The sequence below is a fragment of the Sphingobacterium wenxiniae genome (genome assembly GCF_900116225.1).
In the GTDB taxonomy this organism is placed as follows: Bacteria; Bacteroidota; Bacteroidia; order Sphingobacteriales; family Sphingobacteriaceae; genus Sphingobacterium; species Sphingobacterium wenxiniae.
The window spans coordinates 243,373-263,432 of record NZ_FOZZ01000007.1 but is presented as its reverse complement, the minus strand read 5'-3'; the positions used below and the strand labels follow the sequence as shown (position 1 = coordinate 263,432).

Below are 20,060 nucleotides of genomic sequence, written 5' to 3'. Positions count from 1 at the left end.
CTTAACCATTCTAACCCTCTAACCTATTAACCCTCTAACCATTCTTACTGGAAAAACACCCTAAAGTTAATTCCAAAATTTGTGTAGGATGTCGCGTAATTCTGCGAAGTATACGGCTTCACCACATTGGAGTTATAGAACAGCTGAATGTTATATTGCTGGTTGATAACATAATCCAATGTTGGATTCAGACTAATACTTTTGTTTCCTGCAGAAATTTCTGCTGTATTCAAATCCGAACGGTAGACAATCGTTTTGCGATCGTTGATAGCAATATCCAGCTTGAAGTTGATATCACTATTCCATTTGCGATCGCTAAACCAACCGAACGGTAAGCGTACACCATTCTTGCGATAGCCCATTCCAAAGACAAAAGACTCTTCTGTCATCATGGACATCTGGCTATTTGCTAAACTAAAATTCATATTGCGGATGCGGCGTAATTCGGATGTTGCCGACAAGCTGTTCGCAAAACGGACATCAACCCCCAATAATGGGATAAACTGGTCGATGATGGAAATCTGATCGTATTGGAACTGTGGTAAGAAATTCTGGTTGATATCACGAGACAGTTGCATCCCATCACTTTCCTCATAACGCAGTACGGAATTATAACCTGAGATCGTATATAACGAGGTGTACGCATGGGTAATGCCGATCGCGGTTACGACATCAGTAAGCCCCAAAACATTGGCTAATTGATTGTAAGAAATACGCCAGTTAGGTAATGGGAAGCTTGGTTTCTTGTTCAGGCTGCTGCTTTCTACATTTTTGCCCAGATAAGTTGCCAAGAAAGAATTAACAACCACATCCTGTTGTGCTTTGCCGTAACCATCTGCATAGTGTTCACTATCCATACCTACGGAGTTGAGATTATGCTCAGCCAACCTCGCTGAGATAACGATCCGGTTTTCCTCGAAACTGCGGAAAAGCTCGTTGTGATCTTTAAAGGCAGAGCGAATAGCCAATTGTGTGATACTATAGTTACCGGTGGTGTATGGTGACACACTTTCTAAATCTCCGGTCACAGGGTTGAACTGCGTTGTGGTGGAGGTATTGTAGTTATCGATACGGTTAAAAGTCAAATCGATGCGAAGTCCTTTGATTGGCTCGAGATTAGCTACCAACGAAAGGTTCTCAGCATATGTTTTTGTATACATTTGAGTTTGTAGCGTATCACCTGTTACCCAGTTGTTTCGTAAAGCGCGCTCCAAAATGTCGGATTGGCTACCCAATAAGAATCCCCAACCCGGTGCGTTCATATCAAAGTCGTAACCCAGCGCATTCGTTTTTGGTAGATAACCTGGTAAAAACTGCCCCTCATTTTTGGTATATGCCCCATTGATTGTGCGAATAGCCGATAGGAGTTGCGCTGCAAATGCTTTGCTGCCTTTTGAATCACGGCGTGTGTTGTCGCGGAAGAAGCGGAACTTGTTATACAGACTGCTAAAATTCAATGTTGGATTGATTTGAATAGTGCGGTTATTCTGTATGCTGTTACCAATGTTCATATCAGGGTTGCGTAGAGACAACAAGGGTTCGCTATGCCAGTTAAACTGCGTGCCATAGCGTGCGATGACATTCACCCATTCCATATAAGGAATTTTATTTATTGGCAGCGTATAGGTGAAATTCATCATGTGGTTGTAGTCCGTTGTACGACCCATTTTCCAGAAGTTGGACCATAACGTGTCACGTTTGATACCGTCCAACCTACCAGCTGGCTCATCGATGATGGAATAGTTGGTAGCATTGAAATCCAAGCGTAAAGACTTCGTTAAATCCCAGCTGATACCGTAAATACGGTTCATGTTGAAGTTTTTGTTGTAATAAGTCGGAAGTACATTGTCCGACGAATTATCACGCATGGTGTTTTCGTTATAAATACGGTTGACATCGATCCTGAAATTTAGCAATGATGGCATCAGATTGAAATTGATATCTCTTATAAGCGCTAGATTAGGATTTTTGATGCCTTTGAAAGGTTCGATAAACTTGACATTTTGATTGCTGAAATTGTAATCCAATGCCGCTCTGTAGGTCCGTTGTATAGAGTTCGCCACATTGTGGTCATAGTGTTGATACGAACTGTAAGCATAGGATGCACTAAAGTTTTCAATATTCCATGGGCGTATTGGGTTATCGTTGTTCGTTCTAATCTTACGGACATTGGTGAAGCTGAAACTTTTTCGGGTCGTCAAGTCTTGTACTAATCGCAATAACGAATCTCTGCGATTGTTGGACAAAGTTGCCAATGCAGTGTTCAGTTCAATGTCTGGATTGTACGGATCGTACTGCGGTGTTGCCGTTTGTCTGGAATAGTTGAAATAGAACGGAATGGTCATACCATGACGTGGATGGAAGAACTTGCCAAATTCGGCATTGGTTGTTACGTCGAGGTATAAGTTATCTGAACGTTGGCGTTCGTTAAGTAGTTGCGAGATACTGCCAAAGCCGATGGTGCTTTTTGTTCCGGTGAAAGATACATTGGCAAAGTCCGCCAATTTCACATCCATGCGCGCTGTCGCTGCCCATCCGCCTTTATCGTCAAAGTCCGTTAATCGCAATTCGTTGAACCAGAACTCACCCGATAAGGCACGTCCATCATCAAGATTAGTACTTCCCTGTGTACCGCGTAATGGGTTTTTCACACCGACCATATAATAGCGCACTTTGCTGATGTCCGGCGTACCTACGATCGTGATTTTATTTTCCCCATCATAATGTTCATATGGTACATCCAAAGGCCAAGGTGTACCATTCAGCATAGCATTGTCACGTGCGACTTTTGCCTCTTGGAATTTGGATATTTTTACTAAAAGACGGTTTTCTTCTGGCCAGATCAAGTCTGCAGATGTTGTCCCGTATGGTGTAATACGCAGAGGAAGATCGTATTCGTAGTAGTTGAATTTGTCATCTGTACCTACACGGAGGAAAGCACGAAAATCACCATCGGATATATTCTGTCCTTCGGCGTGAATAAACATTTCCAGATTGCCATACGGACGGAAATCGTGCATGGCCGTACGGTAAGCTCCGCGACCGTATCCATCACGTAGGTTTCGCACTTCTACACTCAGGGCTTGCTCATTCAAGGGCACATTGTAATTATTGTTGCCCCAGTCTACCTGTCTGTTAATACCTGGCGGAACAACATAAGGAATAGGACTGCGTGTACCGTTTTCTTCAATATTGATATTGGCAACATTGAATACAGAATTGTCCGAAGCGACAACACCCATAGAAGGGTCTGCAATGACTTTATTCGCTACATTTTCACCATTGTATTTCCGCCATTCGCCACGTACGAACTGCAATTTGCCAAAGCGCATAACTGCAGTATCTGCATAGTTGGTCATGAACATACGTACGAATCGTATGGTCTTAAAATCATTGACATCACCGTGCTTGCTTTCGTATTCGGCTAATGGGATACGGATTTTGTACCACTTTACAGATTCCGTATTTCCGTTAGCTAAGCGTACGTCAGAAATAACTTCATCAACAATATGGTTTTGTCCGACTACCATATCCTGTGGACGGGTAGAGATGCGATATTGAAAATATTCATCAATCTCATTCATGGTGTTGTCTCGGTTCAGATCTTCACCGTCAGGAAGCAATGTATTTGCAGAAGTCTCTACGCCAAAATCTATCTGTGACTGTTCGTTAGTGCGGGAGTTCCCTTCTAGGCCATTGTAATATTGGTAACGTTCCAAGATCCCCGCCGATTGTTGATCGAACTGATTTGAACGGAAATATTGATAATCATCTGACGAAGGGTCTTTCTGTAATTTGCTGTAGGCATCGGAAGACAATGTCCCCTGCAATTGTGCAAGGAAGCTACTGAAAAATGATGATTCCTCGGCATTACTCAACCCATCCAGACCGACGTCTTGCTTCAGACGATTGGCATTATCATTGTCAAAAGCTTGAACAACAGGTTGATTTTTAGCTACGTACCCCCAATTGGTCTGGTCAATCTGAGAAAGATCCGCAGTTAACGGAACGGCATTTTCCAATGACCTTCTACCATCTTTCAGTATATCTTCCGAGATATTACCTAAGTTGAAGTAGATATCACCACCTGCTTTGTTTGGATTGGTCAATGTAGGATCCATGAGCCACATTTCCAGAAACTCGATGTTTTCGGCTTCAAAATCTGTCTGATCCAGTTTCCGGAATATACCACCCCATTTTGTTCTTGGGTTGGTGAAATGTCCATCACTGTTCAATCCAGTTGTTGCATAGTTGTATGGCCCGCGAAGGGTAGGATAGAATGCTAAGTTGAGCGTATTCATAAAAATAGGCCCACCTGTGCGGCTCTCCTTGTATGGAAAAATCTCCTTCTCCTGTACCTCGCGCACCCGATGGTTGGACAATTCACTGGTATTAATACTCCGAGGTGTTAACGAACTGTTGTTGTAAAAAACAGGGTCAATGTTGTAGAACGCAAACAACGCTCTGTTATGTCCGTATTGCAGGTCATTAATCAAGTCCGATTCTGGGAACATACGGGGTGTACCCGATATTTGCCATGCATTTCTTCCTAAGATGTCAATACATGAAACGCTGAACTCAAAATCATCGATATAAGTTGTTCCACGTGAGCTGTTCGCCGTGTTTAATCCGCGAGGGTGACCCGGTAAAAGCTGGGCAAATTCACCGTAGAAAGAAATATGTGATTCTTCCTTGGTGCTTAAAAACGGTAGCTTATCGACCATACGTGTCAACCAGCGAGAAGGACTACTATAGGAGAGATCGGCACCAATCATGGTATTGGACATTGGTTCCTGACCAATATTGACCTTTTCGGTCAATGGTTTTTCGGTAAGGTTCATGATGGTAGCCCCGACGTGGAGATTTTCGTTGACCGTATAGTCAAATCGTCCACCTAATAAGGTCTTTTGCTGTAGACCAAACATAGCGTCGTCTTCTACAGATACGGTAATTGGTGTACCACTCATGACCAAAGCTTCGTTCAAGATGCGTAAAGTCCCCAATTCGTAGTTGACCTGATAATCTTTGCCCTGTTCAAGTTGCATACCGCCTGCCATCACCCGTAAGGAAGACGGTCGAAGATTGAATACATCCAGCTGGAATTCTGTGCCAGCTGTTGAACTGTATCGGCCTCGGATGGAATAGCGGTTTTTATTCGGGAATTTCTGTTGCGCATCCATCTTGGTATGCGTATAAAGCTCCGGATAGGTATATTTATCGGCTAAAGCTGTCTCGCCCGGTGCAAATTTGTCTGCCAAATCTTTACCGAAAGGCTCGACTACAGGGAATATCAAACGTCCGCGTCTAACATCGATGGTCAAGCCTTCAATATAGTCGAATAGACCATCAGGATTAGGGGCTTGCGCCTGGTCAAGCCGATCAAGTCCGGTGATCTGCAACCAGGTTTTACCTTGGGTGTTTTGTCCTTCAAACATAGAGGGACGCTCGGTCCCGGTCTCGTTTTCTGTTCTATATATCTGTAAATAGAAATTGTTGTTTGTAATGTTGTAGGAATTCAACGAATAGACGTTTTTCATCATCAAATCCCATGTTGGGAGACTTGTCTTCAATGTCGAAGCCTTCAACAATTTGGTGTACAACATGGTCGGGTTTGAAGGAGTAACCGGAATGTCCGTGCTGAATTCACCGACCTGATATTCCACACCGTTTAAGAGGTAGCGATAGGACACTGCCAAGACCTGATCTCCGTTTAACGGTGTTAAAAGGGAGATATAACCTAACTTAGGGTTCAGGAAAAAGTCACGCCCCTCTATCAATTTTCGGGCATAAGTTAATTTCTCGTAGTTGTCTGTGCCTCCGCTCCCTCCGAAGAAACTCTGTACAAAAGTGCTGTTGGATGAACGACCATTATCGCCCAACAAGCTCAAAAGATTATTGGAAACATTTGGGCTGAGCTCTCCGGGGACACCGGTAGAAGGGTTGCGTGCACTCTCGCGTGTAATGATGTTGTTGTAAGGTGTGTACTCGCCAAGATCCATCAAGGCTAGGACATCACGGGCCTCTTCATAGCTATTGGAACGGTTGCTTATCCAAACTTCTATCTGCGTAATGTTGATATTGGTATTGATGATAGGGGCATGCTGCAGAGCATTATTGTAGTTGTCCCGGAAATATTGACCAAGGAAATAGTGTTGGTTGGCTTCGTAGTTGTCCATTTGGATGTCAAACTCACTTTCACGCGCACCATTGCTAATGGTAAATTCTTTCTGGCGGGAACGCTGTTGAGAGACTAATCCCGTAAACATGAGTTTACCGAACTGTAGCTGGGCTTTTACACCAAACAAAGACTCCGATCCCTGAATTAAAGTGCTGTTCAGTGCCATATTGACGTTACCAACCTCTAAGCGGCGTAGGATGGCATCATCTTTCGCGACATAATCAAAACGTATCTGGTTTTCAAAATCAAACTGCGCCCTTGAGTTAAAATTAGCATTCAATTTCACCCGTTCACCGATTTTACCTGATAAGTTTAGGTTGATATTTTGGTCAAAATCAATTCCCCATTGCTTCCGTTGTATCTCGTTGAACATCGGATTTGCATTGGTGTTGCGCTGTCCGCGAAAAATGATATCCGCACTCCCACGCGGATTGATTTCGATGGTGTTGCCTCCAAATATTTTCTGAAACGTAGGGCTGCTCACTTCAATAATGGGGATAAGCCTGCGTTTTCGCTCTTCCATGAGTGATTTCGCGGCCAGTTCTTCCCAATAATTCTTTTTCAATCTGTTGAATTCATAATCTTTGTAGTCGTCTAATGTCATGTAGACTGGCGGGCGATACATTTTAGTGCCCAACTTCTCTCGGATAACATATTGTTGGAGTTCAGTGTCGTAATAGATTTCTCTTTCAATATTTGTCGGAGAACCTAAAGTAACAGGGCTATAGGTCTTAGGAAGGTTCAAAAAAGGGTAGTCCTTGAATTTATAAGGGATATTCAGAGAATCTGGATGATTCTTATCGTTGGCGGGTGTAACCTGCTGAGCAAGCGCAAATGAGTAGCACAACACCAACGTGAATAAGGTATTAGCTATATAATACAGTGTTTTCAAGGTTCTTTCACAAATTAATTAATCAGCGATTAATAGTGAACAAATATCCACCAATTTTTATGAAAAAACAATTGTTAAAAAATGTAAAGAGCTCTTTTTATGTTAAAAAGAGTGAAAACTCTGCTGTTGTAGGCAATAATCTACAATTCTATGTTGTGTGGGTTAATATTTCTGGTAGGCTGACCTGAAGTAAGCATCTATTCGTAATGGCTGTGTATTATAAAAAGCGTGTTAATGTCACTCTGAACCAGTCGAAGAGCGATATTAACACGCTTAAGGTGATAAAACGAAGAGTCACATACAAGATGCTATAATCGTTTCAACGCAGCCTTGATCAGTTGTTCGACAGATTGCTCCGGATCGGCTGTCACTAAGCTGTTCAATACCTTTTCAGCCTGTGGCTTGCCGAAACCCAACATGACAAGGGCAGAGAGGGCTTCTTCTGGCACAGATTGTTGTGCTATAGGAAGCGGAATTAAAGCGTCAGGACCTTGTTTTTTGAGCTTGTCCTGCAACTCCAAGATGACTCGTTGAGCGGATTTAGGACCGATACCCTTGATTTTTTGGATAACCTGTACTTGTCCATTAATGATGGCGGATTGTATTTCTTCGGGTGTGATGGACGAAAGCATCATTCGGCCAGTATTTGGACCTATGCCCGATACAGAAATCAAATGGTTAAAAAGTTGTCTTTCACCTTCCGTAGCGAAACCATAGAGTGTCTGTGAATCCTCGCGTACCTGAAACGAAACGTAAAGTTTGCAATTTTCCTGATCTTTGATCTGGCTATAAGTTGTCAGGGAGATATGGATGTGATAACCTATCCCACCCACGTCTAAAATAACATGGGTGGGGGCTTTAAATACTAGTTTTCCGTTGAAATAGTCGTACATGTCTACCCTCTTTTTTCGTGTTCTTGCACATCGACTACGGCGATGGTCACCATATTGACAATCTCCCGAACTGAGCTGTCGAGTTGCAATACGTGCACAGGTTTGTTCATGCCCAATAGGATAGGGCCAACGGCTTCTGCATTTCCAACTTCCTGCAACAGCTTATATGCAATGTTGCCGGATTCCAGATTGGGGAATACCAACGTGTTTGCAGGTTCACCATTCAGGCAGCTGAAAGGAAAATTGTCCTTTAACATCTTGCTGTTGAGTGCAAAGTTAGCTTGAACGTCACCATCAACGATAATATCTGGGGCTTTCTCCCGTAGGATTTTGGCAGTTTCCCGCATCTTAGCCGCTACTTTTCCTTCGCTAGAACCGAAGTTAGAATAAGAAAGTAAAGCGATTCTTGGTGTAACGTTAAAGCGTTTGATCGCCTCATTCAATAATATGGTGATGTCGGAAAGTTCCTCCGGCGTAGGGTTTTCATTGACGGTTGTGTCTCCAAAGAAAATCGGGCCTTTTTCTGTCAGCATCATGTACATACCTGCGACACGACTCCCTGGTTTTGCTCCGATTACCTGAAGAGCTGGTTTGATGGTCGTACCGTAGTTCTTGGTTAAACCTGAAATCAAAGTATCGGCTTCGCCAAATTCTACCATGCTGGCCGCAAAGTAGTTACGGTTGGTCATCAACTTGCGTGCATCATACTCTGAAATACCACGACGCTGTCTCTTCTTGTATAGATGAGCCGCATAGGTATTGAAGCGCTCAGAATCCACTTCTTCCAACGGGTCAATGATTTGTACACCTTGCAAATCAAAATCATACTCACGGATTAAGTCTTCAATCTTTTGCCTATTACCCAATAAAATTGGATGAGCAATTTTCTCTTCAAGGACAATCTGAGCGGCACGTAAGGTTTTATAGTTGTCTGCTTCAGCAAAGATTACACGTTTAGGATCTTTCTTCGCTTTTGTCGTCAGGTTACGCATGATGCCATCGTCTTTACCAAGACGTTTGCGCAACTCGTCTTTATATCCCTCCCAGTCTTCGATCTCTTTGCGTGCAACCCCAGATGCTATAGCTGCTTTAGCTACGGCTACGGCTACCTCCGTAATCAAACGAGGATCGGTAGGCTTTGGAATGATGTATTCGGCGCCAAATTTTAAGTTGCTGGTATCGTAAGCTTGGTTTACTTCTTCCGGTACAGGCTCTTTGGCTAAGGCTGCGATTGAGCGTACAGCAGCGATTTTCATCTCTTCGTTGATACCGGTCGCGCGTACGTCCAAAGCACCACGGAAAATGTAAGGGAAACCCAATACATTGTTTACCTGATTCGGATAATCCGACCTTCCAGTTCCCATAATCACATCGTTACGCGTAGCTACAGCAAGATCGTAAGCGATTTCAGGATTTGGGTTTGCCATGGCCAATACGATTGGCTGTGCATTCATGGTCAATAACATTTCTGGTGTCAATACATCTGCAGCGGATAAACCAATGAATACATCTGCTCCATTGACTGCATCGGCTAATGTATATAAGTCACGATTAGTCGCAAATTGTGCTTTTGTAGGGTCTAAATTTTCGCGGTCTGAGCGAATAACGCCTTTACTGTCAAGCATCACAATATTCTCTTTTTTCGCACCGACAGCAATGTACATAGAAGTACAGGAAATCGCGGCAGCACCGGCTCCGTTTACAACGATTTTCACCGCGCTGATATCTTTGCCTATCAGCTCGCAAGCATTCATAAGTGCTGCACCAGAGATAATGGCTGTGCCGTGTTGATCGTCGTGCATCACAGGGATGTTCATCTCTTCTTTTAGGCGGCGTTCGATTTCAAAACATTCCGGAGCTTTGATGTCTTCTAGATTCACCCCACCGAAAGTCGGTTCCAGGGCTTTGACGATATTTACAAACTCATCGACATTTTTGGTGTCCAATTCAATGTCAAATACATCAATATCAGCAAAAATCTTGAAAAGGAGACCTTTCCCTTCCATGACAGGTTTTCCAGCCTGAGCACCGATATCCCCCAATCCTAAGACAGCTGTACCATTACTGATAACAGCTACAAGGTTTCCTTTGGAAGTGTATTTGTAGGCATCTTCACTATTTTCGGCAATAGCCAAACAAGGCTCTGCTACGCCCGGTGAATATGCCAGGGATAAATCTCTTTGCGAATGGTGCGGCTTAGTTGGAATGACCTCAATCTTGCCAGGTCTGCCCATCGCATGGTAATCCAACGCATCTTTTTTTCTATTGTTACTCATTATATTGACTATTATGAATTGTATATTCCGCTACAAAGCTAAAATTTCAAAAGTAGATTTGCGAATTTTTGCAGATTATTTGCCATAACTTACCCGTTGTCTGTAAAACTAAATTTCTCTAAGTTTGTTGAATAGCAAACATAAAGAAGATGAAGAAACCTATAATTGCTTTACTGTGTATGCTCTCAATAGTTTTGTCGTTGGGGGTGCAGGCACAAGAGATAAAAAACAAACTGGATAAAGCTTATCAGCAATTTCTTAACAGTGGAAAATTACCGAATGGCATTGCGGCGTTTACAGTATTAGATGGCAAGACCGGGCAGGTTATTTTGGATAAAAACGGTTCTTTGGGATTGCCAACGGCTTCTACATTGAAGGTTATTACAGCGATTACGGCACTGGATATTTTGGGTGCTGATTATACGTACAAAACGCATTTATATTACAATGGTGAGATTGACAGTTTAGGGGTTTTACATGGCGATATTATTGTGCAAGGAACAGGGGACCCAACTCTGGGCAGTGATCGATATGCAGAAAGTAATGAAGAAACCTTGCTCAACAAGTGGGTGTATGGTATTAGAAACGCAGGAATTACAGGGATTGAAGGACGTATTATAGGTGATGACACATTCTACAATGGTATCGATATGCCTGCTGGTTGGAACTGGGGAGATATGGGGAATTATTATGGTGCCGGTATATCGGGACTGAATTGGCGGGAGAATAAATTGGGGGTTGTTTTCGCGCCTGCTGCGATCGGGAAACCTACACCTATTGCAAAATTCACACATGTGTTGGATTCTACTGTCCAAATCATTAATGAAGTGCTTACAGGTGCGAACGGTACAGGCGATAATGTGTATGCATATTCTGCACCCTATTCCAATATAATTTATTTACGTGGTAGCCATGGTAAAGATCTGAAGAAGACTATTGAAATTTCGGTTCCGGATCCTGCGTTGGACTTGGCTTATCAATTGAAAGAAGCTTTGCGTAGCAATGAGATTGGGGTAGAGGATAGCCTGTGCACCATTACTACGGGCAAACGTTTGTTGAATGAAGGAGTGGCTTTGCCACAAGGCAACAAGGAACTGGATGTGCATCAATCACCACCTTTGAAAGATATTGTTCATTGGTTTAACCAGAAAAGTATTAACCTTTATGGTGAGGCACTTCTGAAAAGCATAGGACTGATAAGTGGAAATAAACCTAATACCGATGAAGCAGCAGGTCTTTTGGCTAAATATTGGGAACAAAAGTTACAGATTCCAACCAGTGAGCTGAATATCAAAGACGGTTCTGGTCTTTCTCCGCAAAATCGTATCACGAGTAAGGCAATGGCAAAAATCATGAATTATGCACAAGATAGACCTTGGTTTGCAGCTTTTGAAAAAAGCTTGCCTACCATTAATCAAATGACTATGAAAAGCGGAACGATTGGTGGCGTTCTAGGCTATACCGGTTATCAAATGAATAGTGCCGGGCAGAAATTTACATTCAGCTTATTAGTGAACAACTATATGGGAGGTGCTACCGCTATGCGGCAGGAGATGTTTAAATTGTTGAATAGCTTGAAGTGACAATAAAAAAGCCATCCCGATATATCGGGATGGCTTCCAATTTCTTTCCTAAAAGATTATTTGATGATGTCACGAAGACCCAATGCTTTGATGATAGCACGGTATCTCTCGATATCTTTTTTATACAAATAAGCTAACAAAGAACGACGTTTACCTACTAAAATCTGTAGAGAACGTTGTGTGTTAAAATCTTTTCTGTTTTTTTTCAAATGCTCAGTTAAGTGAGCAATTCTTTTAGTGAATAAAGCCACTTGTCCTTCTGTAGAACCTGTGTTTGTTGCCGCACCTGCAAATTCTGCGAAGATATCAGCTTTGTACTCTTTACTTAAATACATTCTGGAATAATATTAAAGCGTTAAAAATTATTTAATTGCGTGCAAAAGTACAAATTAAAAAGTGAAAATTAAAAATTAAAATGACTTGACATTTTGCAGGACAGTCTCAATACGCACATCTCAATACCCAATACTCAAATCCCACACTTACCCAACATTCTCCATACGCATATCTCACTACGCACATCTCAATACTCACTACCCAATACTACACTTTCACATACACCCTCTTCTTGTCCATCCAGTATACAATTGCCCACATCAGTGTTAAGAAACACAGAGAATAGACGAATGATCCGATTTCAGGTGAACCTGGTACTTTGGCGCAAACATATTTATAGAACCAGGATAACGCAGTCAAATATCTGGGTGTTCCGTCCTCTGAAGAACCATCTGAAATACGGAATAGCCCCAAAAAACGAGGCAGCAATCCGCTCAGGACAAAGATAAAGAGTGGATTTTTTCCAAAAACGTCAAAAAACTTCGTTACACCATTTTTTACATTTTGGACTTCGATAAACCAGATCATCGACCCCAAAGTTAGGATACCTAATCCTGTCGTATAAAGTACGTAAGAACTTGTCCATATTTTTTTGTTGATGGGAAAGCCCAGTGACCAGATCCAACCCAACACCAAAAGTATAAATCCAGTGACCATTACCCCTGATAGTAATTTAAAATGTGGTTCACGGGTCTCAGAAACGTGTGTCCAAAGCCAGTCCACACTTCCTTGTTGGCGAATGAATAGACCTACCAGATAACCAAATACAACCTGAACAATCGCTGGGAGTGTACTCATTATCCCCTCAGGATCAAATGGTATTCCTTCTCCTCTATACATATGTGCCGTACCTATAATCTGCTTATCGATAGCTGTTCCGAACCATCCTTCTAAAGAATAAGGGTCGTTTGAACCTAAAAAAGCACAAAGTCCCCAATACCCCACTAAAAGAACTCCAGAAATATAAATTAAGCTTTTTGGTTTGAAGAAATAGGCTAAAACTGAGGCAAAGAAATAAGCAATGGCAATACGCTGTAATACACCAAAGAGGCGTACACCACGCTCTGGATTATCCGAACTTACCCATTCTCTAAATTGAAGGCTATCCCCAGACCATTGCACAAAAGGCCACCAGTTCAGAAATAGACCTATGGCAAAGATTAGTACTGTTCGCTTAATAACCTTTTTCCAAAATACCGTGCTACCCGCTTCTTGCAAACGGGGCATAACGAATGCCATGGCATTACCTACCGCAAATAAAAAGAACGGGAAAACAAGATCCGTAGGAGTACAGCCGTGCCAAGGAGCATGTTGCAATGGCGCGAACATGTGTGCCCAAGTGCCAGGATTATTGACTAGAATCATCAAAGCTACCGTAGCCCCTCTAAATACATCCAACGAATAATAGCGCTGTTTTGTCATTATTGATTAAGATTTATAATATGATAATTGAAAGAGCTAAACTATAAAAATTGCCTTGCTCAGGCAATTTTTATAAATGTTTTGGTGAATAATCTGACAGATCTACCACAGGTTTGTTATAAACCAATAGATTGTTTTAGTCTGTGAAACCAAAAACAACGCGATACTTATTAAAAAAATTAAAAAGAATTTGGATGTTAACGTTTTTTAACCATACATTTATAAAAAATTAACAAAAGCATAACACATTGCAGACCCTGAAGTTATCCATATTACGAACCTTATATTTTTCCCCCGCTCAATCGATTGCAGAAATCAGTGAACGGACTGGCAAGAGTGTGCCATTGGTTACACGGGTCATCAATGAATTGTTGGCGGAGGAACAGATTATAAATAGTGGATTACGTGCGTCCACAGGAGGGCGGAGAGCGGCAAGCTTTAGCCTTAACGTAGAAAAACATGGTTATGTGATTGCATTGGCTATAGACCAATATTCTATAACCTCAACCGTTTTTAGATTAGATAACCAGCCCCTGCTTCCAGCACAATCGATAAACATACACCTTTGGGAAGGTGCAGATGTATACGATAAAATCTTAGCGATTCTTACGAATTGTATCGACACTCTGCCTCAGCAAAATATATTAAGCATTGGCATTACTATGCCGGGATTTGTGGATTCGGGAAAAGGAATCAACACTTCATTCTCTGCTCAATCCTCGCTCTATGCCCTTCGTGAGCGCATACAAACACATTTTGGTATACAGACCTATATAGAAAATGATTCGTCTGCTATTGCCATAGCTGAAAAGAACTTTGGTCTTATTCAAGATGTGGCTGATGCTTTGGTTATCAATTTAAATTGGGGTGTTGGTTTGGGGATTATTGTGCAACATCAACTTTTTAGAGGACATAGTGGTTTTGCCGGTGAATTTAGCCATATCCCGTTAGCCAATGAAAACAAGCTTTGCTCGTGTGGTAAAAAAGGTTGCTTGGAAGTTGAAGCTTCGCTACTTTGTGCGATGGAGTATATCGTAGAATCTTTGGAAAAAGATCAACGTTCTTCCTTAGAAAAAGTCTATGAACGTCACAAAAAAATAAGTTTCGAAAATGTTTATGATGCTTATCAGAAAGGTGACCAAGTAACTATTATTTCACTTAAAAAGATTGCACACATGCTTGGGAAAGGTATCGCTACGTTGATTCATATTCTCAATCCGGACACCATAGTCGTTAGTGGAAGAGGGGCAAGTTTTGGTGACATACTTTTACCGCAGATACAGTCTTCTATCCAGGAGTACTGCATACCACGCTTATCAAAACATACCAATATACAAATATCACAAATCAGAAACATTCAATTACTCGCATCGACCTGTATCGCGGTACAGCAGATGCAATGGACTACACAAAAACAAACAATTAACACGTAAAACTATGAGCAAATTTTACAAACAATGTTGCAGTTTAACGTTCATTATGCTACTCAGCATAACAACGTTATTTGCACAGCAGACTGTTACTGGAACAGTATCAGATGCTAACGGAGCGCTTGCCGGCGTAACCGTTTCGGCTGTTGGAACATCCAACGCCGCACAGACCGATGCAAACGGTCGTTATTCCATTCAGGCCAATAATGGAACAACTTTAAGATTCACAAACATTGGCTATGTTACTCGTGAACTTACTGTCTCAGGTACAACCTTGAACGTGACGCTACAAGAAGATGCTGCCGCATTGGATGAAGTAGTTGTAACGGCTATGGGGATTAAGCGTGCTCCTAAAGAGTTGGGTTATGCGATGAGTACTGTTGGGGGAGAAGAGCTAACAAAAACAGGTTCACCGAACTTTGCCGGGGCCCTTTATGGTAAAGCACCGGGCGTACGCATCTCTGCAGCGCCAGGTGGAGCGACCTCAGGTATTAACATCAATATCCGTGGTACGAACTCTATCACAGGGAATTCGCAGCCATTGGTGATTATCGATGGTGTGCCTATGCGTCAAACTTCTTTTAACAACTCCGACTACTGGGGTGATCAGCGTGCCAGAGGTAATGGATTGGAAGACTTGAACCCTGAGGATATCGAGTCCATCTCTGTTTTAAAAGGTGCATCGGCGGCTGCCCTATACGGTTCAGAAGCGATGAATGGTGTGGTATTAGTAACCACAAAATCCGGCAAAGGAGGCAAAGGCTTTTCTGTTGATTTCAATGCAACCTATACACATGACAAAATCGCCTATTTGCCAAGATTCCAAGATGTAAGAGGTCCAGGGTATAGCATCGAATATGCAGACGGTGGTCAGGCAGAGGATATGTTTTTCTATTACGACCAATCACGCGCTGTAAACGGAGTAACAAGAGGAGTTCTACCTGCTACAATTAACTTTGGTCCAAAATTTGATGGTCAGCCAACTATCGCATGGGATGGCCAGGTAAGACCGTATGAAGCACAAAACTCTTACCACAAACTATTCAACAACCCTAATAACACCATATTCAACTTTGGCTTAGGGCATACATCTGAAAGTTCTAATATTCGTTTTTCATTAACACGTCAAGATAACCAGATGACTGCTCTTGACTCATACAACAAGAAAAACATCGCAAACTTAAACAGTACGTTTAAACTCTGGAACAATTTCACTACAGATGTAGTTGTGAATTATATCAATCAGCATACACACAACAGACCTTTCTTAACAGATCGTCTTATCAATAACTTTGCGGGTATGATTTCAACATGGGATAATCCGGAGTGGTATCTAAATCGTTATCAAACAAGCTTAGGGTACAAATACGTGACAGGTTCTAATCAGAGTCTTACTCCAGAGGAAAACTTGGTATACAACGGCTACAAAACAGACATCTTAGATTATTTTTGGAATGTTAAAGCCAGAAATTACGATGAGTACTCCAACCGACTAATTAGCTCATTTACCAATACTTGGCAGATAACAGAAGATTTCTCTGTTCGTGGTCGATTCTCTGCAGATATGACTAATAATAAAATCGACGATAAGCAACCAAATGAACGGCCTATCGCATTCGAGAACACTGGTTATTATGCACTGACTAATCAAAATGCCAACATCTATTACACAGATTTATTAGCCTCATACAGCAAACAGGTTACATCTGACATTAAGTTAGGTGCTATGGCTGGTTATACCGCTACAAAATCGCAAACAACCAACATGACAAGTTACACAGATGGAGGTCTTAGTGTAAGAAACTGGTTTGATATCAATGCATCAGTAAATCAAGCGAGAACAACCAATACAAAGTTAAATTCATTGCGTGATGCTGTATTTGGAACTTTAAACTTTAACCTGAAAGATTACTGGTTTGTAGAAGGTACATTGAGAAGAGAGCGTATCTCGCAGATGCATCCGGATAACAATGTTCTTTATTACCCATCTGTTAACTCCAGTTTAATTCTCTCAGAAGCATTTGACTTATCTTCAATTTTCAATTATGCAAAATTAAGAGGATCATGGGGTATCGTAGGTAATTATCCTGGCATCTATCAAAGTGCTTTAAACTACTCTCAGGCTACATTGGGGAATCAAGGATCAGGTACAGCTGTACTATATACAAACATTCCTACTTCAAGCTTCGGAAATGAAAAGATCAAACCGGAAACAAAACATGAGGTAGAGTTTGGTTTGGAGACCAGAATGCTTAATGGTAGATTAGGTTTAGATGTAACGTATTATAATGGTAAAATTGTTGACCAGATATTAAATTACTCCCTACCTATGTCAATGGGATCATCATCTATCCTTGCCAATGTTGGTACATTAAGAAATAAAGGTTGGGAATTCGCCATCAACGGAACACCAATTCAACACGAAAACTTCCGTTGGAACTCTACATTGAATTTTTCAATGAATAAGAACATCGTTGAGGCTTTACCTGGTGGAGCTACAGAACTTCTACATAGAGATTATGATGGTGCTGCTGCACAATTGGTTTCCAAAGTCGGTCAGCCAATGGGAGATATCATGGTACACCCTTATGTAACAGATAATAACGGCAACAGGGTCGTTCAAGCTAATGGTCTTTATCAACTGGATGAAAACGCTTGGGTAAAAGCAGGAAATGCTATGCCGAAAGCAGTTGGTGGATTTATTAATACATTCACTTATAAAAACTTCACCTTAGATGCATTAATCGATTTTCGTTGGGGAGGTCATGCGATGCCGACTGGTATCAACTGGATGACAAGTAGAGGTTTAACAGAAGAAAGCTTAAATGCAATGGATGCCGAGCATGGTGGTATTAGCTACTATTTATCCGGCGGAAAAGGTATTGCTCATAGCGGAACAGCTGGTCCAAATGGTGAAAAAATGTTCCACGACGGGATGTTAATGGAAGGCGTTTTAGCAGATGGAACAGCAAACTCGAATGTTATCTCACAAGCTTACTATTACGCACAAACCTATAACTGGGGAGGTCCGCAATATAGCAATTCTAACTATGGCTTATATGTTCAAAAGAACAACTATATTAAATTGCGTGAGTTATCATTAGGCTATAGATTACCATCTGCAGTAGCAGCAAAATTAAAAGCTAAAAACGTTCAAATTTCAGCTTTTGGAAGAAACTTATTCTTCATCTATAGAAGTCTTAAAGATTTAGATCCTGAGCAAATGACAGGAGGATCTAACTGGATTAATAATGTTTCTAATGCAGGTACATCACCCGCAACAAGAACATATGGTTTAATGTTACGTGCAAGTTTCTAAGAAATATGAAAATCAACAAATATCTTGTGATTGCTGGTTTGTTTACCACTTCACTTACTACTATAACATCCTGTAAAATGGATTCTTTTGATGAAGTTTATAGAGACCCATCAAAAGTAACGGAAACAACAATTGAAAAACAATTTGCAGGTTTGCAATATAATTTTCGTGAATTTGTCGTTCCTACCTATCGTAATTATTTTGTAACGTTAGCACCGACAATACATCGGTACATACAGACAATTGGTTGGTCTAATGGTGCAAACCAATTGACCCCTGGAATGGCTGCAATAGCAGACCGATGGGATAGATATTACCAAGGTTTAGCACAATTTAGAGAGTTAGAAAAAGTGTATAATGCCGTTCCGGAAGCTGAAAAAACAGAAAAAAAGATTTTCTACTTAGCGGCAAAAATCTTTTTCTATGATCAGACACAACAGCAAGTCGATTTACATGGTGATATCCCTTGGTCTGAAGCAGGCAAACTTAGCACAAATGGCGGTGACTATGCCGTTTCCTATGCTAAATACGATAAAGCACAGGACATCTATGCTGTTATGCTTGCAGATCTTAAAGCAATAAGTGCAGAATTGAATGCAATGACCATACCAACTACGGTAACGCAATCTTTTAGAACACAAGATTTGATAAACTCAGGTTCTTTAGATTTATGGAAAAGGTATTGTAATTCTTTACGCCTGCGCATGTTAACAAGAGTTAGCCAAAGCCCAGCATTTTCTACCGCTTCACAGGAAATCGGAGAAATTATCAACAACCAAAGCACGTACCCATTGGTACTTGTGAATGATGAAAATATCCAATTGGACATCTTCAATAACACTTCAGATATCCATTCGCGTGATTTTCAAGATGCTATCGAAAGCTGGAATAACAATATCGCAGGTAAAAACATGATTGATCACATGGTGTCCAATGCCGACCCAAGACTACCATTTATGTTTGAACCAGGACAAGGAGCTGAAGGTGAATTTGTCGGTTTAGATCAGTCATTGACAGGAGCTGTTCAAGCTACACTTATTGCAGGAACACCCGCAAATCCAAGTACTATCGCAATATATAACAGGTCAACGTATTCCAGAAATCACAACTTCCCTGGGGTTTTAGTAACAGCCTCAGAAGTAAATTTCTTGATCGCAGAATATCAATCACGCACTGGAAATACAGGTAGTGCGAAGACAAGTTTTGAAAATGGGATTAAAGAGTCTATCGATTTTCAACAACGGTTAAGAGCAGTTAGTAATAACAGTTTAATTCCGGCACCAGCTGCTCCAACTACAGCAGCAATCAATACGTACATTACAAATATTGGTTGGGGTACGAATAATATTGAATTAATAGCTACACAAAAATGGTTACATTTAAACATCATTCAATCTGTAGAAAACTGGTCCGAAGTTAGACGGTTAAATTATCCGACTTTCGCATTCCGGGTAGAAAATTCTGATATACAAAAGGAAGTTCCTGTTAAATGGAATTTACCACAGTCAGAGCAGGCCTACAATCTTGAAAACTACAACACAGTAAAAGATCAAGATAATGTCAATACAAAATTGTTCTGGGACGTAAACTAAAAGTGATTTATTCACTTTGAAAAAGTTGTTGTGATTAATTTCTATAAACGACTTTACTAAATATAAAACCCCGAATTCTCAGATGAATTCGGGGTTTTATTTATCCATTTACTTTAACATTTTAGTTGCTCTCATCATA

Annotated in this window: 9 protein-coding genes; 4 read left to right on the top strand and 5 right to left on the bottom strand. The window is 41.2% G+C overall.

All coding sequences use genetic code 11. The features are described 5' to 3' along the window. Positions 1 to 44: 44 nt before the first annotated feature. The 3 genes from sov to BM375_RS11245 all read right to left on the bottom strand — a co-directional run bounded on the left by sov (position 45) and on the right by BM375_RS11245 (position 10,239). Positions 45 to 7,070 carry a T9SS outer membrane translocon Sov/SprA gene (gene sov / locus BM375_RS11255; protein ID WP_244525884.1) on the bottom strand — a complete coding sequence of 2,342 codons (7,026 nt, stop codon included), beginning with the start codon at positions 7,068 to 7,070 and terminating at the stop codon, positions 45 to 47. A gap of 308 nt (positions 7,071 to 7,378) precedes the next feature. Further along, positions 7,379 to 7,963, bottom strand: a complete 585-nt coding sequence (gene ruvA / locus BM375_RS11250; RefSeq protein WP_093366103.1) for a Holliday junction branch migration protein RuvA — start codon at positions 7,961 to 7,963, stop codon at positions 7,379 to 7,381. Between the two features lie 2 nt (positions 7,964 to 7,965). Further along, positions 7,966 to 10,239, bottom strand: a complete 2,274-nt coding sequence (locus BM375_RS11245; protein ID WP_093366101.1) for an NADP-dependent malic enzyme — start codon at positions 10,237 to 10,239, stop codon at positions 7,966 to 7,968. Between the two features lie 149 nt (positions 10,240 to 10,388). Here BM375_RS11245 and dacB point away from each other — a divergent pair, with 149 nt between their 5' ends. Further along, positions 10,389 to 11,822 carry a D-alanyl-D-alanine carboxypeptidase/D-alanyl-D-alanine endopeptidase gene (gene dacB / locus BM375_RS11240; RefSeq protein ID WP_244525883.1) on the top strand — a complete coding sequence of 478 codons (1,434 nt, stop codon included), beginning with the start codon at positions 10,389 to 10,391 and terminating at the stop codon, positions 11,820 to 11,822. Between the two features lie 56 nt (positions 11,823 to 11,878). On the opposite strand, the gene rpsO is transcribed toward dacB, so the two are convergent. Both rpsO and BM375_RS11230 read right to left on the bottom strand, forming a co-directional pair. After that, on the bottom strand, positions 11,879 to 12,157 hold the full coding sequence (gene rpsO / locus BM375_RS11235; protein ID WP_093366099.1) for a 30S ribosomal protein S15: 279 nt from the start codon (positions 12,155 to 12,157) through the stop codon (positions 11,879 to 11,881). A 208-nt stretch (positions 12,158 to 12,365) separates the two neighbouring features. After that, positions 12,366 to 13,580, bottom strand: coding sequence for an acyltransferase family protein (locus BM375_RS11230; protein ID WP_093366097.1), 1,215 nt, complete (start codon positions 13,578 to 13,580; stop codon positions 12,366 to 12,368). A gap of 248 nt (positions 13,581 to 13,828) precedes the next feature. Here BM375_RS11230 and BM375_RS11225 point away from each other — a divergent pair, with 248 nt between their 5' ends. Genes BM375_RS11225 through BM375_RS11215 form a run of 3 tightly spaced genes read left to right on the top strand, consistent with a single transcriptional unit; the run spans position 13,829 to position 19,921 of the window. Beyond that, positions 13,829 to 15,013, top strand: a complete 1,185-nt coding sequence (locus BM375_RS11225; RefSeq protein ID WP_093366095.1) for an ROK family transcriptional regulator — start codon at positions 13,829 to 13,831, stop codon at positions 15,011 to 15,013. A 4-nt stretch (positions 15,014 to 15,017) separates the two neighbouring features. Continuing rightward, the gene (locus tag BM375_RS11220) at positions 15,018 to 18,329 is read left to right on the top strand and encodes a SusC/RagA family TonB-linked outer membrane protein (RefSeq protein ID WP_212611670.1); all 3,312 of its coding nucleotides are present in this window, start codon (positions 15,018 to 15,020) and stop codon (positions 18,327 to 18,329) included. Between the two features lie 5 nt (positions 18,330 to 18,334). Beyond that, positions 18,335 to 19,921: a SusD/RagB family nutrient-binding outer membrane lipoprotein gene (locus BM375_RS11215; RefSeq protein ID WP_093366091.1), complete on the top strand. Its 1,587-nt coding sequence runs from the start codon at positions 18,335 to 18,337 to the stop codon at positions 19,919 to 19,921. Positions 19,922 to 20,060 lie beyond the last annotated feature (139 nt).

Bases quoted from the DNA above. Each gene is read 5' to 3' on its own strand.
- BM375_RS11220 (WP_212611670.1), top strand. From the start codon at position 15,018: ATGAGCAAATTTTACAAACAATGTTGCAGTTTAACGTTCATTATGCTA.
- ruvA (WP_093366103.1), bottom strand. From the start codon at position 7,963: ATGTACGACTATTTCAACGGAAAACTAGTATTTAAAGCCCCCACCCAT.
- BM375_RS11245 (WP_093366101.1), bottom strand. From the start codon at position 10,239: ATGAGTAACAATAGAAAAAAAGATGCGTTGGATTACCATGCGATGGGC.
- dacB (WP_244525883.1), top strand. From the start codon at position 10,389: ATGAAGAAACCTATAATTGCTTTACTGTGTATGCTCTCAATAGTTTTG.
- BM375_RS11230 (WP_093366097.1), bottom strand. From the start codon at position 13,580: ATGACAAAACAGCGCTATTATTCGTTGGATGTATTTAGAGGGGCTACG.
- BM375_RS11215 (WP_093366091.1), top strand. From the start codon at position 18,335: ATGAAAATCAACAAATATCTTGTGATTGCTGGTTTGTTTACCACTTCA.
- rpsO (WP_093366099.1), bottom strand. From the start codon at position 12,157: ATGTATTTAAGTAAAGAGTACAAAGCTGATATCTTCGCAGAATTTGCA.